Here is a 19,343-nt window from a genome sequence, read left to right on the forward strand (position 1 = left end):
TGCTACTCTCATTCAATGTGAGCTGCCGCATCATCCCGATGGCTGATCTGGCGCGCTTCCTCAAGTGCTGCGTCCAGATCGAAATGCGGCTCAAAATCGCGATGCACCAAGCGTTGCTCGAACGCCTGCGGGAAACGCTGCAAACCATCCAGAATAGGGTTCGCTGCGGTCTGCCCCAGTCCGCAATGCGAGCGGCATTTAACCAGCGCGGCGAGGTGCTGCATTTCATCCAGATCATATCGCGTGCCGTGTCCGCCGGCGATCTTGTCCAACCCGTTTTTGAGCAGCGTGGTACCGACCCGACACGGGGTGCAAAAGCCGCAACTCTCATGGGCGAAAAAGTGCGCAAAATTGACTATGACCGCCAGCAGGTCTCGTGCCTGACTAAAAACCATTAGCGAACCACCCGTGGACAAATCATCGAAGCCAAGTCTGCGATCGAATTCCGCACTGTCAATCAGTGTCCCGGAAGGTCCGCCGACTTGTACCGCCTGTGCATCTTTAGCCCCGCAGTCGTCCAGCACCTGCCGGATAGTGACACCGAACGGATATTCATAAATTCCCGGTGCAGCACAGTCACCACTGATGCTCAAAATCTTGCTGCCAGCCGACTTCTCGGTACCCACTACCCTGAACCAGGCACTGCCGCGCAGCACAATATGGGCAGCGGCGATGAATGTCTCGACATTGTTGACAACGGTAGGTTGACCGAGATAGCCATGTGTCACCGGGAATGGTGGACGCACCCGCGGAATACCGCGTTTGCCTTCCAGTGATTCTATCAGCGCCGATTCCTCGCCGCAGATGTAGGCTCCTGCGCCCACCACGATGCCGATGTCGAAACTGAATCCAGGCTGACCGAGGATGTCGACACCCAGCAAACCCAGTTCGCGGCGGCGCGCCAATACAGATTGCAGATGCGGCAGCAGGTATCGGTACTCGCCGCGCAGATAGAGGTAGCCCTGTTTTGCCCCCACAGCAAAGGCACACACAGTCATGCCCTCGAACAAACTATCTGCATGGCTGTGCAATAGCACACGGTCCTTGAATGTGCCGGGCTCGCCTTCATCGGCATTGCATACCACGTAGTGCGCGGCACCCTGCGCTTCGCGGCAGAACTGCCACTTCATGCCGGTACTGAATCCCGCACCTCCCCGGCCGCGCAAACCCGACTGGATGATCTCGCTCAACGTGTCTGCAGCGCCATGCGCGAGCATCGCACGCAAACAAATACCCGCTAAAAGATCATCTTTGAGCAACAGGCCGCTGACACGAATGTTGTCGTCGACCTGGAACCACCCGGCTGGCCAATCCTCCAGCGGCGTCTCTGCCTCAACCAGAGCGGCGATACGGTCTATCATGGTGTCATCCAGGCTGGTGATCGGCATGCCGTTAACCAGTAATGCCGCGCCATGGTCGCACATGCCGATGCAGGAAGTCTGGTCCATGCTGACCAGCCCATCGCCACGCGTGTTGCCGGCAACGATGTCCAGCCGCCGACCGAGCATAGCCATCAGATCCACGCCCCCGGCCATATAGCCACAACTGGTGCAATTACTGAACAGAATATCGTATCGTCCGCGCGGGGTTTTGTGAAAAAAGGAATAAAACTCGACCACCGCATCCACCTGGCTGGACGGCAGATCAAGATGTGCGGCAACTTCGCGAACAGCTTCTTCGGAGATATGCAAGAACTGCTGTTGCAGTGCATACAACACGTACAACAAGTGAGGCGATTCAGCATAGGCTTCGGCGATAACCGAGCGAAGCAAGCCTGTCGTGTTCGCCGAATCCATGACCGAAACATTCCTCAAGATGGCACCTCACATTCTTACTCTACCGTTTAAAGAATACGCTCAGGTTGCGTATATGGTCAATTGATATTCACCTCATCCGCGGCAACGAATATTGGCAAGCCCCATAAATTATTTATGGATCGGCTGTTCAACTGTCCTGCGATTTTTCTTGATCGGCGATGGTACGCTAATACATATGTGGACGTGATTTTCCATCAAGCGCCGGTAGTGTCTCAGTTTGAATTTCAACTAAGTTGAACGTATTTTTATCAATGCTATCCTACGGGCATGAATAAACGACCTAAAAACTTATACTTAAATCAGCTAGCCAAGCGCATTGTTGATGAGGCTGTTGGAGACGAGCCCAAGTTAATTAATGACGATAAAAAGAAAGCCGCTGAGAATAAGCGGCTTAATTGTCCGGATCCTAAGCAGGAAATTAAAAAATCAAAACCCTAGACCGTTATCGGAGTTCTCATCGAATAAAGGCATGGTTTCATTGTAAGCCGGAACCAGTTTGTCTACTTTATTTTTAAAATCATGCCAAGAGTTACTTAACTGCATTATCGTAACCACTTGAGTAATTACCTTTTGCAATCTTGGATCGCCAACATCAGGCGTTAGACTTTGAAAAAGTTTATTTTTAAGCCTGCCTTTTTCATCTTTTAAAGATTTTTCCTTTAATTCCTTCCAAACCCCAGGTGCCAGCCTGCGATAAATAATGTCATTTGTTATGTGACCGAAATATTGCGGTCTTTTAACTGTTCCGGTCGGGTAATTAAGACCTCTTAGCCTAAAAATTTCTTCGTAAAACTCAGACGGAAATCTTTTTACATAAGGCTGAAGTTCTTTGGCAACAAATGCCTCAAGGATTTTTGCTAATGCATCTTTTGCTCTTATATGTTGAAATCCTGTTGCTTCATCAACGAGAGCAATAATTCCAACATGGGCTAACGCCCTCATTAACAATTCAGCTTTTTTGGCTTTGTCTTGTTGCTGATCTTGCAATAATCCATTCTCCCTTGCTTGTAGCCAAATATCACATGCAAGCGGCAAAATTCTTGCGTCATATCCAATCATGATCTTATTCCCATCAACATATTGAATTGGCTTTAATAATGGCTCACTATCTAACATACTGTTCAATATAGGATTTAGCTGTGGTTGCACTAGAAAAATGGGCAATGGGGCTCCGGCTTCTTTTAGCTCTCTTTTCTTCCTTATAGCACCCCCGCTTCTTCCTCCTAAAATTGCATTTGATATCCCAGCCTCAGTAAGCACTCTAATGGGATCACTCCCATTTAGCCCTTCCACTATTGCACAAGGAATGGTTATATCCGCCAGCCTTAAATCATTCCTTCTCAAAATAACATGGGGTAGAGTTTCCTTCGATTTTTCATTTTCCCATCTTGTTTTAATCGCTTTGCTGGCAATCTCTTTTCGTTTTTCTTCGCTCAAATTTTTTGCCCTTGCTATGCCACCAGCTTTATTTTTTTCAGTCATGATTACTATCAATAAATACCTGCGAATTAGCAGTATGCAAGTATTATACTTGCATACTGGCAAATTTCAAGTATCATTAAACAATATAATTGAGAGTAAACATTATGAATATTCTGCCAATAGAGAAACGTACACAGATAATAAATCTGTTGGTAGAAGGCAACTCCATGCGCGCAACATCACGCATCGCCGATTGCTCAATCAACACCGTGACCAAACTGCTTATAGATGTAGGTGTGGCATATAGCGAGTATCAAGATAAGGTTATGCGCAATCTCACGTGCAAGCGCATTCAGTGCGATGAAATATGGGCTTTCTGCTACAGCAAGCAAAAGAACGTAGCGCCAGAGAATGAAGATGTATTGGGGTTTGGTGATGTGTGGACTTGGACGGCAATTGATCCAGTTACAAATTGGTTCCATCCTTTATGGTTGGCAAGCGTACCGCAGAATATGCAGAAGCATTTATAGGTGATTTAGCATCTCGGCTGGCTCTGTACGTGTGCAACTAATAACAGACGGCTTGAAGGCTTATGTAGAAGCTGTAGAAGGCGCTTTTGGGTGTGATATAGATGTCGCTCAACTGGAGCAACCAAAAATGTCAGACTGAGGGTTGTCCACTAATAATGCGGATGTCACGCTGCGGATAGGGAATTTCTATGCCTGATGCCTGGAATTTACGCCAAATTTCCATATTGATGTCGGAGCGCAGGTTGAGTTGCCCCTCTTCAGGATCGTTAATCCAGATGCCCATTTCCAAATCGATACCGTTGTCACTGAAAGACTTGAGATAAACTTTCGTTTCAGGGTCGGCCAGTACCCTGGTTTGATTCTCTGCTGCCTGTTTCATAATTTCCATAGCAAGGTGCAGATCGCTCTGGTAGCTGATTTGCACAGGAATACTGACGCGTATTTGGCGGTTAGTGAAGGAATGATTGATAACCGTGGATGTGATCAAAATTTCGTTTGGGATAATTGCTTCGGTGCCATCATTATTTTCCAATACCAAGTAGCGGGTGGTTAATTGCGAAACCTTGCCGAAACGACCATCCACCGTCAAGATATCGCCCGGATGGATAGAGCGGTCCAGCAGGATAATGAATCCGCTAACGTAGTTGCTGGCAATTTTCTGCAAACCGAAACCTATGCCTACGCCCAAGGCCCCACCGAATACGGAAAGCACTGTAATGTCGATGCCCGCCAAAGGTAACGCGATCAAAATACCAAGTACGACCAGACAAGCACGGATCAGCTTGGATAGCACCACGCGCAAATTCATGTCCAGGTTTTCTGTGGCCATTACCTTATGTTCAAATGCCTGTCCAAGCCACATCGCCACAAGCATGGTGACAAGAATTGAGAGAATGCCGCTCAGAATTAGGAGCAGTGAAACTCGCTGCCTGCCTATGTGAAAGCCGAAGTGATCCATTGCATCAAGGATTTCAGGGAGATACCCGGTGAGATACAGGGCGAACCCAACCCAAATTGTCATGGCAATGAAGTGTTCAGAGCCTTGAAGCCAAGTCCTCGAAACAAAGACTTGGCGGATGATATATACGACAAGGCGAATCAGCATCAATGCAAACAGGAGGGGCACAACAATATTCAGAATATTGATGGAGTACCAGTTTTTGAGTACGGCTCTTCCGATCAGCACCATCAACAACGCCATCAACGGAAAAGCGACTCGGGATATGCCACCCAAACCGATTTTCGACACCCATTCCGACTTGGAAAGTCGGCCCAACAACAAGTGGTTTATTCCCCACGCAAGTACCAAGCTCAGTGCCAGCAGAGCTATCTGCCAAAGAATGGCGGTTTGCTCCAAGTCGGAAAGAAAATCAATAAGCAGATTGCGGGTAGAACTGGACATAAGCCGAATTCAGTATCATATAAACGGCTTGAATTTTAACATGCTCGGAGTGATGCAATTAAACAACATAGGTCAAAAACTGGCTTATGCGACCGGCAGATACGTGCCATTTTCAGATGGCCGATATGTCATGGGGGAATGACCGCTTTTCGGCCTTATGTGAAGATTCACATAAGGCCGATTATGCACAGTTCTTGATTATGTGAAGTTTCGGAGCAGATTGTGCTGAGAGGTAGGATTTAAGCGGCAAAGCAGTATGTGATGCCACTGTAAGCTGGACATAATTTCTGCGGTAGTCTGAAGTGGTAGCTCCACTTCAGGAGACTATTATGGCCCACACCACTACGCACCGTGCCGCGTCAGGCACACGGGAACCAGCTGCATACACGGATCACATTACACAGGAACTGCACCGCTACGAAGAGCACCTGCGCGACATGCGAGGGTTGGCAGAAGGCACCTGCCGACAGCGGGTTCGCATCGTAGGGCGTTTGCTGCATAAGAAATTCGCCAAGCATCTGGTCGATACTGCCGAATTGCGAGCAGAAGATGTGCGGCGCTTCCTTGCCAGCCAGTTGGATGCCCACCGTACTCCTTCCAACGCATCGCAACTGGCATCTGCATTGCGTAGCTACTTTCGTTATCGGGCCATCTGTGGTGATCAGGTCGGAAAGCTGACTGCCATTATCTCGAACCCGGTACATTGGAAGCTGGCATCATTGCCGCGCGCCCTCAAGCCGGAAGAAGTCGAGCGCCTGCTAAACTCCTTCACTGACAACCTGCGCTTACAGAAACGTGGTTACGCGATTGTGCGTTGCGCATTGGACATGGGATTGAGAGCTGGCGAAATCGCTTATATCATGATCGGCGATATTGACTGGCGTGCTGGCACGGTAATGCTGCGAGGGACGATATCGCTGCGGCAGGACATTCTGCCATTGCCGATGGAAACGGGTCAGGCACTGGCCGATTACCTGCAACACGAGCGACCCTCCACCCGGAACCCTGCCATCTTCGTCCGGCAAAAAGAAGGGCGAGACTACCCAATCACCTCCGCTGCTATACAGAAGGTGATCAAGCGCGCTTGCCGTCGTGTAGGTTTGCCACATTCCAGCGCACACGCATTTCGGCATACCTTGGCGTGTCGCCTTGTTGAAAGCGGCAGTTCGCTCAAAGAAGTCGCTGATCTGCTGCGCCACCGGTCGCTGAACACCACTCTGATTTACGCCAAGCTCGACACACCGAAGCTGTCTGCCGTTGCGCTGCCGTGGCCTGGGAGCAAATCATGAGTGCGCACATCAGTTTGCAAAGAAGGATCGGCGACTATCTTGCGGAACGCCGTCGTCTTGGGTTCGTGTTGCGATCACGGGACACATTCCTGGCAGGGTTTGCCTACTATGTGGCCAGACACCATCATCGTGGGCCACTGACGGTAGAACTCATGACCGACTGGGTACGTCAAGGCAAAGGTGGGCAAGGTTCGCCGGAAACATGGGTTCGTCGTCTGGGGAAATTGCGGTCATTTGCCCGTTATCTGAAACAGTTCGAGCCGGATACCGAAGTGCCAGACGAATCGATCTTTGGATCGGAACCTGGCCGCGTGGCACCGCATATTGACCATGAAGATGAGATCACCGAACTGCTGGCGGCAGCTCGACGGCTTGGGCCACACGGCAGTTTGCGCCCGATGACCTTCGAGACTTTGTTTGCCCTGATGGTATCAACCGGACTGCGGGTCTCTGAGGCGATTAACTTGCGTGATGCCGATGTCGATCTCAAGCATGGGATGCTGACCATCCGGCAGACTAAATTCGCCAAGTCTCGCCAGTTGCCCCTGCATCCGAGTACCGTCACGGCATTGAGCCATTACCGCCGACAACGTGCACAGCATGTTCCAGCAACAGTGACAACCGGTTCCTTATCGGCAGTCGTGGTCAGCGACTTGGGCAACCGCTTGGGGAACGTCAGGTGCATCGCGTCTTCAATGCGCTGCGCGACAGCTTGGGCTGGGTAAATCGCGGGGCCCATGCAGCACCACGGCTACATGATCTGCGCCATACCTTTGCCGTCCGGCGCATGTTGCTCTGGCATGCCGATGGCACCGACATCGACCAAATGATGCTGGCGCTATCGACCTACATGGGGCACGCCGAGATCTTCTACACCTACTGGTATCTCTCGGCTGTTCCGGAATTGATGGCTCTGGCCGGAGGGAAGTTCGAGCGTTTCGCCAATATTGCAGGGGGCAACGATGAGTAAGCAAACAAAGACACCCCCTTCATTTGCCGCGCTCGTCCAAGCCTACTTTGTCGAGTACCTGATTCAACAGCGTGCGCTCAGCGCGCAGACCATCGCCGCCTATCGCGATGGCTTCGTGCTCTTCCTAGCAGCCAGTCGGGCTTCCCCCCATTACCTTGCCGTATATACCAGGCAATTATCCATAGCAACGTTGAACAGACGAGTTGTTGCCATAGGGCGGGCACATACCATAAAGGGTCTTCCATCTCCTGCGCATTCAGAACGGGTGAAGGCTACATTACTGGAAATTCGCCGAACCGTCGGCAGCGCACAACCGACTGGTTAACCCGGCACTGCTGCACGATGTACAGGGAATGGTGCACGGGTTGCAAGGCACGAACGGGCTGCGAGACAAAGCGTTTTTGCTCACAGGCTTTGCAGGGGCGTTTCGTCGCTCCGACCTGGTTTCTATTCAGGTGGAAGATGTCCATTTTGTCGATGAAGGAATTGTCATTCACCTGTGGCGCCGCAAGACAGATCAAACAGGGCAAGGACGTGACATCGCCATTCCTCTCATGCGAGGGAAATATTGTCCTGTCAAAACCATCACGGATTGACAGTCTTGTTCTGGAATAACGAGTGGCGCGCTCTTCAGGCGCGTCAACCGTTACGGGCAAATCATGGGACAGGGACTTTCTGCCCAGTCAGTCCCCTGATTGTGAAACAACGTGCTGAGGCAATCGGACTTGATCCACAAAACTTCTCCGGACATAGCCTGCGCGCCGGATTGGTCACGAGTGCTGCGAAATCCGGGGTGAACGCCTGGAAGATATGTCAACAAACAGGGCATCAATCTAAAAATCAAGTAAATGCGATTGACGAAAAAACCTGTACTTGGGGTCATGGAGAAACAAGTGTATTGCGGAAACACAGCTACAAATCAGCTACAAATCAGCTACAAATCAGCTACAAATTACAAATCTATAAAAATATAAAAGACCTGCATCACTGTAAGTATTTGAATCATTATGTTGTAATAGGCGGAATCGAACCATCGACACGAGGATTTTCAATCCCCGCGCCGGTAAGGAAACGGAGATGGCGTCCAAGTAGGATAGGCAATCGCGCTATGTTGACCACCACTTTCACAATAGCCCTGCGCCTACCGGCCAAGCTGCCGCCGCCCCATATCCCAGGTGACCGATGACCCACGGACGACAGCAGCTACCTGCTGCCCAAGCCGCTGTTCCACCACTGGTCTCCACGGCACCAGACTGAAACCCATGCCGTCGTCCAGCATGGCGAAGCGACCGCTGGCGAGCTGGACTGAGTGGCGGTAGATGCCGTTTGCGCGCTCGCCATCGCGCAGTGGGCGGTGGACCAGCCCATGTCTGATGCTGGATCACTTTGCCTACCGACGCCAATTCCCGGTCGCGCAAGGTGGATAGCAAGTTGCGTACTAAAACCACGCGCGGGCCGCGCCGCTCGGCCAAGCCCTGCTCGACGAGGAAATCTATTCGGCCTTGCAATGCATCTCGCACCTGGACACCGAAGCCTCGTGGCGACAGCTCCCTCGCGTCGCCCACCATTTGATGATCCAACCATGTTGCGCCTTGGGCGCATACTTGCTGTTCGATAGACAGGTGCGAACGCAATTCAATGGTGCTCGCCAGTGTTGGTGCGATACTGAATCATGAAGACCTTACGACCTGCCGGGGTGACCTTGCATAGAAAGCCCGGCACTAAGGTATCGCGTAGTTCAACGTCAGTGGATTGAGGTTGCGCTACGTCAACAGCCGTTTTAGTCAATTTGATCTTAGCCATGAATGCTCCTGGAAATACCCGATTTCCAGGAGCCAGCTAGGAGCCAAGCGAAAGGGAACCGGGTCGATTTTGGTCGAACACCGTGGTATGATGGGACTCGATGCTTCGAGAGGAAACCTGCTCAAGAGGGCTGTGTCGTAGCCCGGCGTACTTCGGTGTATTGCCTATAATCCGGCTTAAAATCCGTCGGGAAGAAATCTCTGTACCGGTTCAAGTCCGGTCCCGGGCACCAAACAATCAATAAGTTACAGCGTTTTTTCAAATTTGTTAGCGACTGCAGCTACATCTCATGTAAGCACTATGTAAGCAATCGGAGAGGGTCAATGAATAATTTCGATATTGAAATTAAATGCAGTGATCAGATTTTAAAGGCTATCGCCAAAATTAACGGCGACACTCTTACGGTTAGCTCTGTGAATCTAAGATCACAATCATCTGGAAATACTGCTGGGGCGGCATAGACCATGACCTCACAATCTCTTGAAAATTTAGTCAAGCAGCTTGATACCATTTCGGAAAGTGATGGCATCCTGTATGGTCGAGCTCGTCTTCTTTCCGATGCAGAGCAAAAACATCAGCGAGCAATTCTTCAGTACACTGTATATCTTGCCCTGTCGGATGCCTTCAAGTGTTTTTTTCTTGAAACGATCGAGTTAATCAATCCGGCTTGCCGACCTAAAGTGACGGAGCCACTCTCCGAACTCCATGAAATTTTCGTCACTCGCTTGATTCACAGTTTTAAATCTTTATGCGGTGCTGATCGAATCGCGGTATGCGGATATCCCTATCAAGCTTACACGCTACTTCAGGATGTTTTCAATGACCTTGTGCTGTCTTCGGCTGCCCTACAAAAGATTACAGACTTCTATAGCGTTGATGGTGTGATTCCAGGCAAACCAATTGATATTGCGCAAGTGAAAGAGCTACGCAAGCGTACAGAGTTTGACGTGTGCCAAAAAATGACCGGAAAGGAGAGTGGCCTGACACAGCAAACACAAGATGAACTTAGTAATTGGGATGCACTATTCCATTCCGAAGTCCACGGCGTCCATTTGTCGCTTGCGGCTGCACTGGGATTTATGAAAGGAACTGAGCTGCAACCTGCTCTACCCCGGTTCGACGCGGTGCAGTTCGCTATGTTTGTGAACCGATATTTCGAGGTTTGCTGGATGGCACATCGACTTATTCCGGCGCTTAAGCCATCCGGCGTGCCACTCTCCCAAGCATGGATGGATAAGTGGGGCGTGCTCGATGACGCATTGGAAATGACAGTACAAGCACTCACGGTGCAGCATGGAAATAAAATCGGTGCTGCGATCGTAGAACTAGTTAAGACTAAATTTCCATTCAATGCACAATCTGACTTTCCGTTGTAGTTTTGCTTAGTCCATCAAAGCATTCCCCCTAATCTGATCTTTTTCATCTCTGAGCGTTGCCGCAAACGTCCATTTTTCACAGCTTCAGCGGGGATGAAATTTGGATTTTTAAAGGTGTCCTTAAAGGTGTCCTAATGCTGAGTAAACTCAACCCCTCTCAATACGAAGCAGTTAAATATCTGGATGGCCCCCTGTTGGTGCTGGCTGGCGCAGGCAGCGGCAAAACGCGTGTTATCACTCATAAGCTTGCCTATCTGATTGAGCAATGCGGTTATGCACCGCGCAACATCGCCGCAATCACCTTCACCAACAAGGCTGCGAATGAAATGCGTGAGCGCGTGGGCAAGCTGTTATCCGGGCGCAATACCAAGGGTTTAACCATTAGCACCTTCCACGCGCTGGGTATGCAAATCTTGCGTGAGGAGGCTGGTCTGCTCGGCTACAAAAAACAATTTTCCATCTTCGATAGTGCTGACACAGCAAAGATCATTAGTGAGCTGTTAGGTGCACCGGACAAGCAAGATATCCGTATCGCACAAAGTGTGATGTCCAAGTGGAAATCCTCTTTCATCTCGCCGGAACAAGCATTAAGCCTGGTTGAAAACGAAGCAGATCAACGCACGGCATTACTTTATGCGCGTTATCAAGAAACATTACGCGCCTATCAGGCGATGGATTTTGATGATTTGATCCGTTTGCCAGTGGATTTATTTCAGGGTTTTCCTGAAGCCCTGCTGCGCTGGCAGCAACGTTTTCGTTATTTGTTGATCGACGAATATCAGGATACCAATGATTGCCAGTATCAAATGACCCGCTTGCTGGCGGGCAGTCGCGCAGCACTGACGGCAGTGGGCGACGATGATCAGGCGATTTACGCCTGGCGCGGAGCAAGCACTGCGAATTTACAGAACTTACAAAATGACCACGTGAATTTGCGCGTCATCAAGCTGGAACAAAATTACCGCTCTTCGCAACGTATTTTGACCTGTGCCAATCATTTAATACGCAACAATACCAAGCTATTCGAAAAAAAATTGTGGAGCGACCATGGGCCGGGCGACCCTATCCGCATATTTGCAGCCAGGGACGGCGAGAACGAAGCAGAGTCCGTAGTAATGCGTTTGCTGGCCCATAAATTTGAACACAATACACGCTTTTCTGACTACGCCATCCTGTATCGCAGCAATCACTTATCGCGTACTTTTGAGGAACAACTGCGTGGACAGAAAGTACCTTATACCGTCAGTGGCGGCAGCTCCTTCTTCGATCGCGCGGAGATCAAGGATCTCACTGCCTATTTGCGCTTGATTGCAAACACGGATGATGATCCGGCCTTCATTCGCGCCATTACCACGCCTAAACGAGGTATTGGCAACCAGACACTGGAGAAGCTTGCGGGCTATGCCGGAACACGCAACATCAGCCTGTTCGCAGCAGCTTTCGAGAGCGCCATGGCACATCAACTTCCTGCGCGACAACACGAAGAGTTGCTAACCTTTTGCAATTTCATTAATCGCATGGAAGCGCGTGCCGACAAGGAGGAATGCGCGACGGTGATGGCAGATTTAATAAGCGCAATAGATTACGAGGCATGGCTGTTCGACAGCCACGAACCGCGTCAGGCGGAAAGCAAATGGGCGAATGTTACGGATTTTGTCGGCTGGATCAACCGCAAATCGGAAGCTGACGACAAAACATTGGTGGCGATGACACAAACCATCGCGCTGATGAACCTGCTCGAATCCCGCGAAGAAGAAGCGGATGCGGTCTCATTATCAACTCTGCATGCTGCCAAGGGCCTGGAATTCGGCCATGTGTTCATGGTTGGCGTGGAAGAGGGAACCCTGCCGCACCACCAAAGCGAGCAACCGGAACAGATTGAGGAAGAACGTCGCCTGATGTACGTGGGCATTACTCGCGCAGAGCGCTCGCTGCAAATCAGCTATTGCACCAAACGCAAACTCGGAAAAGAATGGCGGGTATGCGAAGCAAGCCGCTTCTTGCAAGAATTGCCCGCAGATGAACTAATCTATTCGGGTGTATTACCAACAGGTAGTACACCCGAAGTAAGCAAAGATGTGGGGATGGCGAAATTAGCGCGACTGAAGGCGATGTTAGGCTGACGAAAATTGGATGGTCAAGCTTAGAACGTAAAGTTAAATAAGCATTGCTCCAGTAATCGTTGAAATACGTTAAGCTATTTCGTTTACCCCATCCGTTGTCTTCTCGACTCAAACAGACACACCCCTGCGCTCACAGATACATTCAGGCTTTCCACGCTGCCCAGCATCGGGATACGCACCAGCTGGTCGCAGGTTTCTTTGGTAAGTCGACGTAGGCCTTCTCCTTCCGCCCCCAGCACCCAGGCCAATGCGCCGGCATGCCGGAATCCATACAGGTCAGTATTGGCCTCGCTATCTGCACCGACTACCCAGATATCGCGTTCCTGTAGCTCGCGCAGGGTACGCGCAAGGTTGGTGACGGTAATATAGGGAACAGTTTCCGCCGCGCCGCAGGCAACCTTTTCCACGGTCGCATTCAGGCCAACGGCGCGATCTTTGGGAGCAATGACGGCATTTATGCCGAAAGCATCGGCACTGCGCAAGCAAGCACCCAGGTTATGCGGATCTTGTACACCGTCCAGCACTAGTAATAACGCGGGTTCGGTGAGGGTGTCCAGCACATCGTCCAGATGCCGCACCTTTTGCGCGGCATCTACTCTAGCAGCGACCCCTTGATGACGAGCATTGCCAGCCATGCCGTCGAGACGTTTGGTATCCACTGGGACCACCCGCACGTTGTTACTTTCCGCCAGCTTCAACAGATCACGAGCACGTGGATCACGACGTTGGGTATCTACATAAAGTTCCAGCACGCTGTCCGCCTGCTGGCGAATGCGCGCGGTGACGGCATGAAAGCCATGAATTACACGAGTTTCAGCCATGACGTAGTTTGGTTTTTTTTGGTTTCTTAATTTTCGCGTCCTTAGCTGGCGCTTCCCCAGCTGGCAGATCCAACACGAAGTCGAGCTTGGTACTTTCCATATCCACTCTCACGACTTTGACGCGCACGCGATCCCCCAGGCGATAACGCTTGCCGGAGCGCTCACCTAGCATCTGGTGCTTGGCCGCATCGAAATGAAAATAATCCGCGCCGAGTTCAGATACATGCACCAACCCTTCGATGAAAAGGTCGTCTAGCGCGACGAACAGGCCGAAGCCAGTCACTGAAGATATGGTGCCTTCGAAGCTGCTGCCGAGATGATCCCGCATGTAGAAGCATTTCAGCCACGCTTCAACATCACGCGTGGCATCGTCAGCCCGGCGCTCTGTCATGGAACAATGTATGCCCAGCTCTTCCCACTTCTCTTTTGGTTTGTATTGTTTGTCATTTAGCACAGCCTTAATAGCGCGGTGCACCAGCAGGTCGGGATAACGGCGAATGGGCGAGGTAAAGTGTGTATAAGCATCGTAGCCGAGACCGAAATGACCAGCATTTTCCGGGCAATAACGCGCTTGGCGCAATGAACGTAACATCACTGTTTGCAATAAGGCTGCGTCAGGTCGCCCCTTGACCTGCTTGAGCAGCTTGGCGTAATCGCCAGCCTCAGGTTTGTCGCCACCTCCAAGTTCCAGGCCGAATTCCTTAAAGAACTCGCGCACTGCTTCCAATTTTTCAGGTGTAGGGCCTTCATGCACACGGTATAACACCGGATGCTTGCGTTCATTGAGGAAATTGGCGGTACAGACATTGGCCGCCAGCATGCATTCCTCGATCAGGCGGTGCGCATCATTACGTACCAAAGGTACGATGCGCTCAATCTTGCCCTGATCAGTAAACATCATCTGTGTTTCTATGGTCTCAAAGTCAATCGCACCACGCTTCTCGCGGGCTTGCAGCAAGGTCTTGAATAAGGTATGCAAATGATTAATTTGCGGCAGCACAGAAGCAAATTTTTGTGCCATTTCACCTTGCGGGTGAACCAGCATATCAGCTACCTGGTTGTAGGTCAGTCGCGCCTGCGAGAACATAACCGACGGATAGAAGCGGTAAGCTTCAATATTGCCTTGAGCGCTGATCTGCATATCACACACCATGCACAGGCGTTCGACATCAGGATTAAGCGAACAAAGGCCGTTGGAAAGCTCTTCCGGCAACATTGGAATAACGCGGCGAGGGAAATATACCGAGTTACCTCGATTCAAAGCTTCCTTATCCAGCGCATCGCCGGACTTTACGTAATGACTTACATCGGCAATTGCCACCACCAGGCGGAAGCCATTGGCATGCGGCTCGCAATACACCGCATCATCAAAATCCCGCGCAGTCTCGCCGTCTATGGTAACAAGCGGCAACTGACGTAAATCTTCGCGCCCTGCATAATCTTCCGGTAGCACCTGGGGCGCGATTTGTTCAGCTTGGTGTTTTGTGTCGGCTGGAAACTCATACGGCAGATCATGCTTGCGCAACGCAATTTCAATTTCCATGCCAGGATCGGCATAATTGCCCAAAATCTGCACGATGCGGCCTATGGGTTGTGCATTTTTGCTGGGTTGCTGCAGAATTTCCAGCATCACCACCTGCCCCGCCTTTGCCCCGATGTGCTCACCTGGAGCAACAAGGATATCCTGACTAATGCGACGATTTTCCGCTACCACGAATTGAATGCCATGCTCCTCATACAACCGCCCGACCAAACGCTGGGTGGCGCGCTCCAGTACTTCCACTATGCTGGCCTCGCGGCGCCCGCGCCGGTCGGTGCCCGTTTCACGTACCACGACAGTATCGCCATGCAATGCTTTATGCATTTCCTTGGCACTCAATACCAGATCGGCGCTGCCATCATCAGGAATCAAAAAACCAAATCCATCGGGATGGCCTTGTACCTTGCCCTTAATCAGGTCAAGTTTGTCCATTACGCAGATTGCCCGCTTGCGATTACGCATTATCTGACCATCGCGCTCCATGGCGCGCAGGCGGCGCGTGAACAGTTCAGCCTCGTGTTCGTCAATGTGCAATATGTGGCACAACTCTTCTTCAGCAACCGGCACGCCTTGCTTTTCCAGTAATTGCAGAATGTACTCACGGCTGGGTAGTGGGTGATCATACTGCTCACGCTCTCGATCCAGGAATGGATCGAGCTCACGGATGTTTTTTTTCTTATTTGTCATTGACAGAAAATCCTATAACGATTAACTTGTGCGCCCTCAAGAAGCAAAGTTTTATTTTATTGCCCAGATGGCGGAATTGGTAGACGCGCACGGTTCAGGTCCGTGTGCCGCAAGGTGTGGAGGTTCGAGTCCTCTTCTGGGCACCATAAAATAAATTATCACTATTATTCATCATGTTACAAAGTGCCCATTGGGGCATTTTTTCATTTATTTTCATATTAGCTAGTGTAATTGATTTTTTTCAGAAATTCTCCAGAGTGCATTACAGGCATTTGCATAATGCAACGCCCTCGCAACATTTTTGATCAAATTCGATAATTACAATAAAGTTCCCGGTAATTTGACACAAAGTGTCATAAAGTATTTTAAATTAAATTTAAATATCATCCTTAAATACATTAAGTTAAGAAATGGTATTTGTTTTCATAAATTTTGCGTCATGATATGCAAAACTTTGTTCGATAGATAACAATATGAAGAGACGGGTAGCAATTAACCCGTCAGAATAAAGTCTTGCAGAACAAAAAAATCCAGCGCAAGTTTCGATATACAAAAATATAAAATTCAACTAAAAGACTAAGCTACAGCTAAATTCTATTGTTATCAATGATAGCAGGAAAGCTTAATGTCTTGTGAAAAGACGCCAATTCCATTAGTGAAATGGCAAAACATTAATTTTTTTGATCGCTGAAAGAATAAATAGTCGTCCCTGAACGACCTGCGAAAGTGGAATATTTATTTGCTTTCCAGGATGTCCCAGCGATGTGGGGTTTGCAAGAATTTTTGTCTGGGGCAGAAGAACAACCATATTTTGGACAGGAACAAAGCTTGACATGGATTTTTTTCCCATTTTTCTAAACCTCAAAGAAAAAAAATGCCTCGTTGTGGGAGGTGGTGAAGTTTCCTTTAGAAAAGCTTCCGTGCTGATGCAAGCGGGCGCATTAGTAAAGATAGTATCGCCAGAATTGTGCGAGGCTTTTAAAAATATTCCAAATATCGAATATGTTCCAGATCGGTTTCAAGCTGTACATCTGAATGGCATTGCACTTGTCATTGCCGCCACAGATGAAATCGAGACCAACGAAGAAATATCGAACGAAGCAAAAAAAAGAAACATACCCGTCAACGTGGTCGACAACCCCGATCTCTGCACCTTCATTATGCCCGCAATACTGGATCGCTCTCCCCTCATGGTAGCTTTTTCGACCGGAGGGGCATCCCCCGTTCTGGCAAGGATTTTACGAGGCAAACTAGAAACGCTAATACCACCAGGATATGGCCGGCTAGCTGCCTTCGCCGCGAAGTTCAGGCAAGCGGTCAAAACGCATATCAGCAATTCTGGTAAGCGTCGGATATTCTGGGAGAACGTGCTGGAAAGTCCAATTGCTGAGAAAGTTTTTTCGGGCAACGACAAATCTGCCGAAGCCATGCTACTGGCTATGCTAAAAGACAATAATCATGGCTCAGTCGGTGAAGTATTCTTGGTAGGTGCAGGTCCAGGCGCCCCCGATTTGCTCACCTTCAGAGCATTACGGCTGATGCAAAAGGCAGATGTTGTGCTTTATGACAACCTTGTTTCCAAGCCGGTGCTGGAAATGACGCGACGCGATGCAGAAAGAATATTTGTCGGCAAGATGCGCGGTCGCCACACGATGCCGCAAGAAAGCATAAACGATCTTTTGGTAAGACTAGCAAAAGAAGGGAAACGGGTCTTGAGGCTCAAGGGTGGCGATCCCTTCATTTTCGGCCGTGGCGGGGAAGAAATCGAGACGCTATCAGAGCACAAAATAAATTTTCAGGTTGTACCGGGTATCACCGCTGCATCCGGTGTTGCAGCCTATGCCGGGATACCGCTCACGCACAGAGATCATGCGCAGTCCTGTATTTTCGTAACCGGCCATCTGAAAGATGGTGGCATGAACCTCGATTGGGAAATGCTGGCACGTCCCAATCAGACCATTGTGGTTTACATGGGCCTGCATGGTCTCGAAATACTATGCTCCAAACTAATAGCGCATGGCTTGCCGGAATCCACCCCTGCCGCCATTGTGCAACAAGGAACAACACAAAATCAGCGTGTAGTTTGCGGAACTTTAGCTACATTACCAAAAGTTGCAGAGGCTGCAAAGCTTAAAGCCCCTACTTTAATCATCATAGGTGGCGTGGTAACACTCAGAGAGAAACTCTCCTGGTTTAAGCCTGATAAAACTTAAAAAAGATACATATATTCGTGCATTAAACTTTAACAAACAATTATAAGTTTATGTAAAACAACAATAATATTATTTATATAATATTATTGTTGTTTGATAAGCTATTTGGATTTCAAGCGCTTAAATTCCTCTGCTGCTTGCCACAAATACCAAGTAGCGGTTGAGCGATAAGGACTCCATGCCAGCCCAATTTTGGACAGTTCCTTGGGCAAGGGCTGCTTGGACAGTGACTTCATCACCCGCCAACCCTCACGCACGCCAAAATCGTCAGTAGGCAAAACATCAGGACGTTCCAGCGTGAAAATAAGAAGCATCTCTACCGTCCAGCGGCCAATACCGCGCAGCGAAACCAACCGTGAGATCAATTCCTCATCCGTCATTGCCAACGCTACACTTCTGGCTGGGACAACCCCATCCAGAGTCCCTTCCGCGATTCCACGAATTGTCATTACCTTCGCAGCAGAGAAACCACAGGCGCGCAGCATGTCTTCGTCGGTCGCAAGAACACTTGCCGGCGACGGAAAGGATACGTCCGGATAAAGTTCTAAAAATCGTTTAAGTATTGCTTCGGCGGCTCGCGCGTGGAGTTGCTGATAGGCAACTGCCCGAACCAACGCCTCATAGGGTTCACGTTCCGGTTTTGGCTGCAATCCACATCGGCCGACGCGAGCAATTAAACTTGTCCAATCGGGATCTGAAGCTGCCAGATGCGCAACTGCGGGGCCAAATGGATCAACAATCGTATCGGCAGTACCTGCTGCCACCATCACAAAGCCTTCCTGAATGTCAGATTGATACGCTTGCGGCCTAGGATAGGATGATATCCATCCAAAAGTGGCGCAATGCCGTGAAAATTAAATCTGGCGGGCCCACCCCAAACTGCTACATCACCATGTACAAGTTGATAGCGCTTCGGTCGAATGGTGCGACTTACTCCACCGAACAAAAACACCGCAGGTAAACCTAGGGAAACTGAGACAATCGGGGCAGACTCGTCGAGCTCATTCTTATCCTGATGCAGGGATAGCCGAGCGCCTGGTTCGTAATGGTTAATCAAGCAGGCATCAGGCAAGAAATTTTCATACCCGGCACGCATCGCTGCCCTCTTCGCCATGTCTATGAATATTTCAGGCAAAGCTGGCCATGGACGTCCAGTTTCTGGATCGACAGCATCATAGCGATATCCGCTACGATCTGTTATCCAACCGACCTGACCGCAATTACTCATTGCCACCGACATCCGAAAACCTCCTGGGGTAATCATGTGACGCAATGGCGATTGAGCAACAACCTTTTCTAGCAGCCTGTCGGGCTACCCGTTAATTCTGCCAGCCACCTGGTATTGCCGGG

The 19,343-nt window shown here is 49.8% G+C and carries 20 protein-coding genes, 2 tRNA genes and 1 pseudogene; 13 read left to right on the forward strand and 10 right to left on the reverse strand.

Going from position 1 to position 19,343, the window contains the following annotated elements; all coding sequences use genetic code 11:
* Positions 1 to 8: 8 nt before the first annotated feature.
* Entirely contained in the window at positions 9 to 1,796 is a 1,788-nt protein-coding gene (locus tag MJ768_RS12475) for an NADH-ubiquinone oxidoreductase-F iron-sulfur binding region domain-containing protein (RefSeq protein ID WP_239292203.1), read from the reverse strand.
* A 288-nt stretch (positions 1,797 to 2,084) separates the two neighbouring features.
* On the opposite strand from MJ768_RS12475, the gene MJ768_RS12480 reads away from it, so the two are divergent.
* On the forward strand, positions 2,085 to 2,255 hold the full coding sequence (locus tag MJ768_RS12480) for a hypothetical protein (RefSeq protein ID WP_239292205.1): 171 nt from the start codon (positions 2,085 to 2,087) through the stop codon (positions 2,253 to 2,255).
* Here MJ768_RS12480 and MJ768_RS12485 read toward each other — a convergent pair.
* Positions 2,244 to 3,299 (reverse strand): P63C domain-containing protein, encoded by a 1,056-nt coding sequence (locus tag MJ768_RS12485; protein ID WP_239292207.1) that lies wholly within the window; start codon positions 3,297 to 3,299, stop codon positions 2,244 to 2,246. The two genes, MJ768_RS12480 and MJ768_RS12485, sit on opposite strands and share 12 nt — an antisense overlap.
* Before the next feature lie 104 nt (positions 3,300 to 3,403).
* Here MJ768_RS12485 and MJ768_RS12490 point away from each other — a divergent pair.
* A pseudogene (locus MJ768_RS12490) lies at positions 3,404 to 3,884 on the forward strand (IS1 family transposase); the annotation flags it as partial.
* 15 nt (positions 3,885 to 3,899) lie between these two features.
* On the opposite strand, the gene MJ768_RS12495 reads toward MJ768_RS12490, so the two are convergent.
* Positions 3,900 to 5,171 carry a mechanosensitive ion channel family protein gene (locus MJ768_RS12495; protein ID WP_239292209.1) on the reverse strand — a complete coding sequence of 424 codons (1,272 nt, stop codon included), beginning with the start codon at positions 5,169 to 5,171 and terminating at the stop codon, positions 3,900 to 3,902.
* Positions 5,172 to 5,500: 329 nt separating this feature from the next.
* Between MJ768_RS12495 and MJ768_RS12500 the strand changes: the two genes are divergently transcribed.
* The 5 genes from MJ768_RS12500 to MJ768_RS12520 are packed head-to-tail and all read left to right on the forward strand — an operon-like array spanning position 5,501 to position 8,026.
* On the forward strand, positions 5,501 to 6,460 hold the full coding sequence (locus tag MJ768_RS12500; RefSeq protein ID WP_239292211.1) for a tyrosine-type recombinase/integrase: 960 nt from the start codon (positions 5,501 to 5,503) through the stop codon (positions 6,458 to 6,460).
* A complete protein-coding gene (locus MJ768_RS12505) occupies positions 6,457 to 7,185 on the forward strand; it encodes a tyrosine-type recombinase/integrase (RefSeq protein ID WP_239292213.1) in 729 nt (242 codons plus the stop codon). The genes MJ768_RS12500 and MJ768_RS12505 overlap by 4 nt, the downstream gene beginning before the upstream one ends.
* Positions 7,140 to 7,430: a hypothetical protein gene (locus MJ768_RS12510; protein WP_239292214.1), complete on the forward strand. Its 291-nt coding sequence runs from the start codon at positions 7,140 to 7,142 to the stop codon at positions 7,428 to 7,430. Before MJ768_RS12505 ends, MJ768_RS12510 begins: the two co-directional genes overlap by 46 nt.
* A complete protein-coding gene (locus MJ768_RS12515; RefSeq protein ID WP_239292215.1) occupies positions 7,423 to 7,755 on the forward strand; it encodes a hypothetical protein in 333 nt (110 codons plus the stop codon). Before MJ768_RS12510 ends, MJ768_RS12515 begins: the two co-directional genes overlap by 8 nt.
* Positions 7,756 to 7,795: 40 nt before the next feature.
* Complete coding sequence (locus MJ768_RS12520) at positions 7,796 to 8,026, forward strand: hypothetical protein (protein WP_239292216.1); 231 nt, start codon at positions 7,796 to 7,798, stop codon at positions 8,024 to 8,026.
* A gap of 528 nt (positions 8,027 to 8,554) precedes the next feature.
* Here MJ768_RS12520 and MJ768_RS12525 read toward each other — a convergent pair.
* Both MJ768_RS12525 and MJ768_RS12530 read right to left on the reverse strand, forming a co-directional pair.
* Positions 8,555 to 9,064, reverse strand: a complete 510-nt coding sequence (locus MJ768_RS12525) for a DUF3363 domain-containing protein (RefSeq protein WP_445083000.1) — start codon at positions 9,062 to 9,064, stop codon at positions 8,555 to 8,557.
* 1 nt (position 9,065) lies between these two features.
* The gene (locus tag MJ768_RS12530) at positions 9,066 to 9,233 is read right to left on the reverse strand and encodes an Arm DNA-binding domain-containing protein (protein ID WP_445083001.1); all 168 of its coding nucleotides are present in this window, start codon (positions 9,231 to 9,233) and stop codon (positions 9,066 to 9,068) included.
* Between the two features lie 140 nt (positions 9,234 to 9,373).
* Between MJ768_RS12530 and MJ768_RS12535 the strand changes: the two genes are divergently transcribed.
* The 4 genes from MJ768_RS12535 to MJ768_RS12550 all read left to right on the forward strand — a co-directional run bounded on the left by MJ768_RS12535 (position 9,374) and on the right by MJ768_RS12550 (position 12,732).
* Positions 9,374 to 9,465 (forward strand) — tRNA-OTHER (locus MJ768_RS12535).
* A gap of 91 nt (positions 9,466 to 9,556) precedes the next feature.
* The gene (locus MJ768_RS12540) at positions 9,557 to 9,694 is read left to right on the forward strand and encodes a hypothetical protein (RefSeq protein ID WP_239292217.1); all 138 of its coding nucleotides are present in this window, start codon (positions 9,557 to 9,559) and stop codon (positions 9,692 to 9,694) included.
* 3 nt (positions 9,695 to 9,697) lie between these two features.
* Positions 9,698 to 10,609, forward strand: a complete 912-nt coding sequence (locus MJ768_RS12545; RefSeq protein WP_239292218.1) for a hypothetical protein — start codon at positions 9,698 to 9,700, stop codon at positions 10,607 to 10,609.
* A gap of 134 nt (positions 10,610 to 10,743) precedes the next feature.
* Complete coding sequence (locus tag MJ768_RS12550; RefSeq protein WP_239292219.1) at positions 10,744 to 12,732, forward strand: UvrD-helicase domain-containing protein; 1,989 nt, start codon at positions 10,744 to 10,746, stop codon at positions 12,730 to 12,732.
* Between the two features lie 83 nt (positions 12,733 to 12,815).
* Here MJ768_RS12550 and rlmB read toward each other — a convergent pair whose 3' ends face one another.
* Positions 12,816 to 13,553: a 23S rRNA (guanosine(2251)-2'-O)-methyltransferase RlmB gene (gene rlmB / locus MJ768_RS12555; protein WP_239292220.1), complete on the reverse strand. Its 738-nt coding sequence runs from the start codon at positions 13,551 to 13,553 to the stop codon at positions 12,816 to 12,818.
* Entirely contained in the window at positions 13,546 to 15,780 is a 2,235-nt protein-coding gene (gene rnr, locus MJ768_RS12560; RefSeq protein WP_239292221.1) for a ribonuclease R, read from the reverse strand. Before rnr ends, rlmB begins: the two co-directional genes overlap by 8 nt.
* A 61-nt stretch (positions 15,781 to 15,841) precedes the next feature.
* Here rnr and MJ768_RS12565 point away from each other — a divergent pair.
* A tRNA-Leu gene (locus tag MJ768_RS12565) sits at positions 15,842 to 15,926 on the forward strand.
* A gap of 506 nt (positions 15,927 to 16,432) precedes the next feature.
* On the opposite strand, the gene MJ768_RS12570 is transcribed toward MJ768_RS12565, so the two are convergent.
* Positions 16,433 to 16,615: a hypothetical protein gene (locus tag MJ768_RS12570; protein ID WP_239292223.1), complete on the reverse strand. Its 183-nt coding sequence runs from the start codon at positions 16,613 to 16,615 to the stop codon at positions 16,433 to 16,435.
* On the opposite strand from MJ768_RS12570, the gene cysG reads away from it, so the two are divergent.
* Complete coding sequence (gene cysG, locus MJ768_RS12575; protein ID WP_239292225.1) at positions 16,614 to 17,993, forward strand: siroheme synthase CysG; 1,380 nt, start codon at positions 16,614 to 16,616, stop codon at positions 17,991 to 17,993. The two genes, MJ768_RS12570 and cysG, sit on opposite strands and share 2 nt — an antisense overlap.
* A gap of 101 nt (positions 17,994 to 18,094) precedes the next feature.
* On the opposite strand, the gene MJ768_RS12580 is transcribed toward cysG, so the two are convergent.
* A complete protein-coding gene (locus tag MJ768_RS12580; protein ID WP_239292229.1) occupies positions 18,095 to 18,760 on the reverse strand; it encodes a DNA-3-methyladenine glycosylase family protein in 666 nt (221 codons plus the stop codon).
* On the reverse strand, positions 18,760 to 19,296 hold the full coding sequence (alkB, locus tag MJ768_RS12585) for a DNA oxidative demethylase AlkB (RefSeq protein WP_256449865.1): 537 nt from the start codon (positions 19,294 to 19,296) through the stop codon (positions 18,760 to 18,762). Before alkB ends, MJ768_RS12580 begins: the two co-directional genes overlap by 1 nt.
* Between the last annotated feature and the right edge of the window lie 47 nt (positions 19,297 to 19,343).

It is taken from the genome of Candidatus Nitrotoga sp. 1052 (genome assembly GCF_927312905.1).
In the GTDB taxonomy this organism is placed as follows: domain Bacteria; phylum Pseudomonadota; class Gammaproteobacteria; order Burkholderiales; family Gallionellaceae; genus Nitrotoga.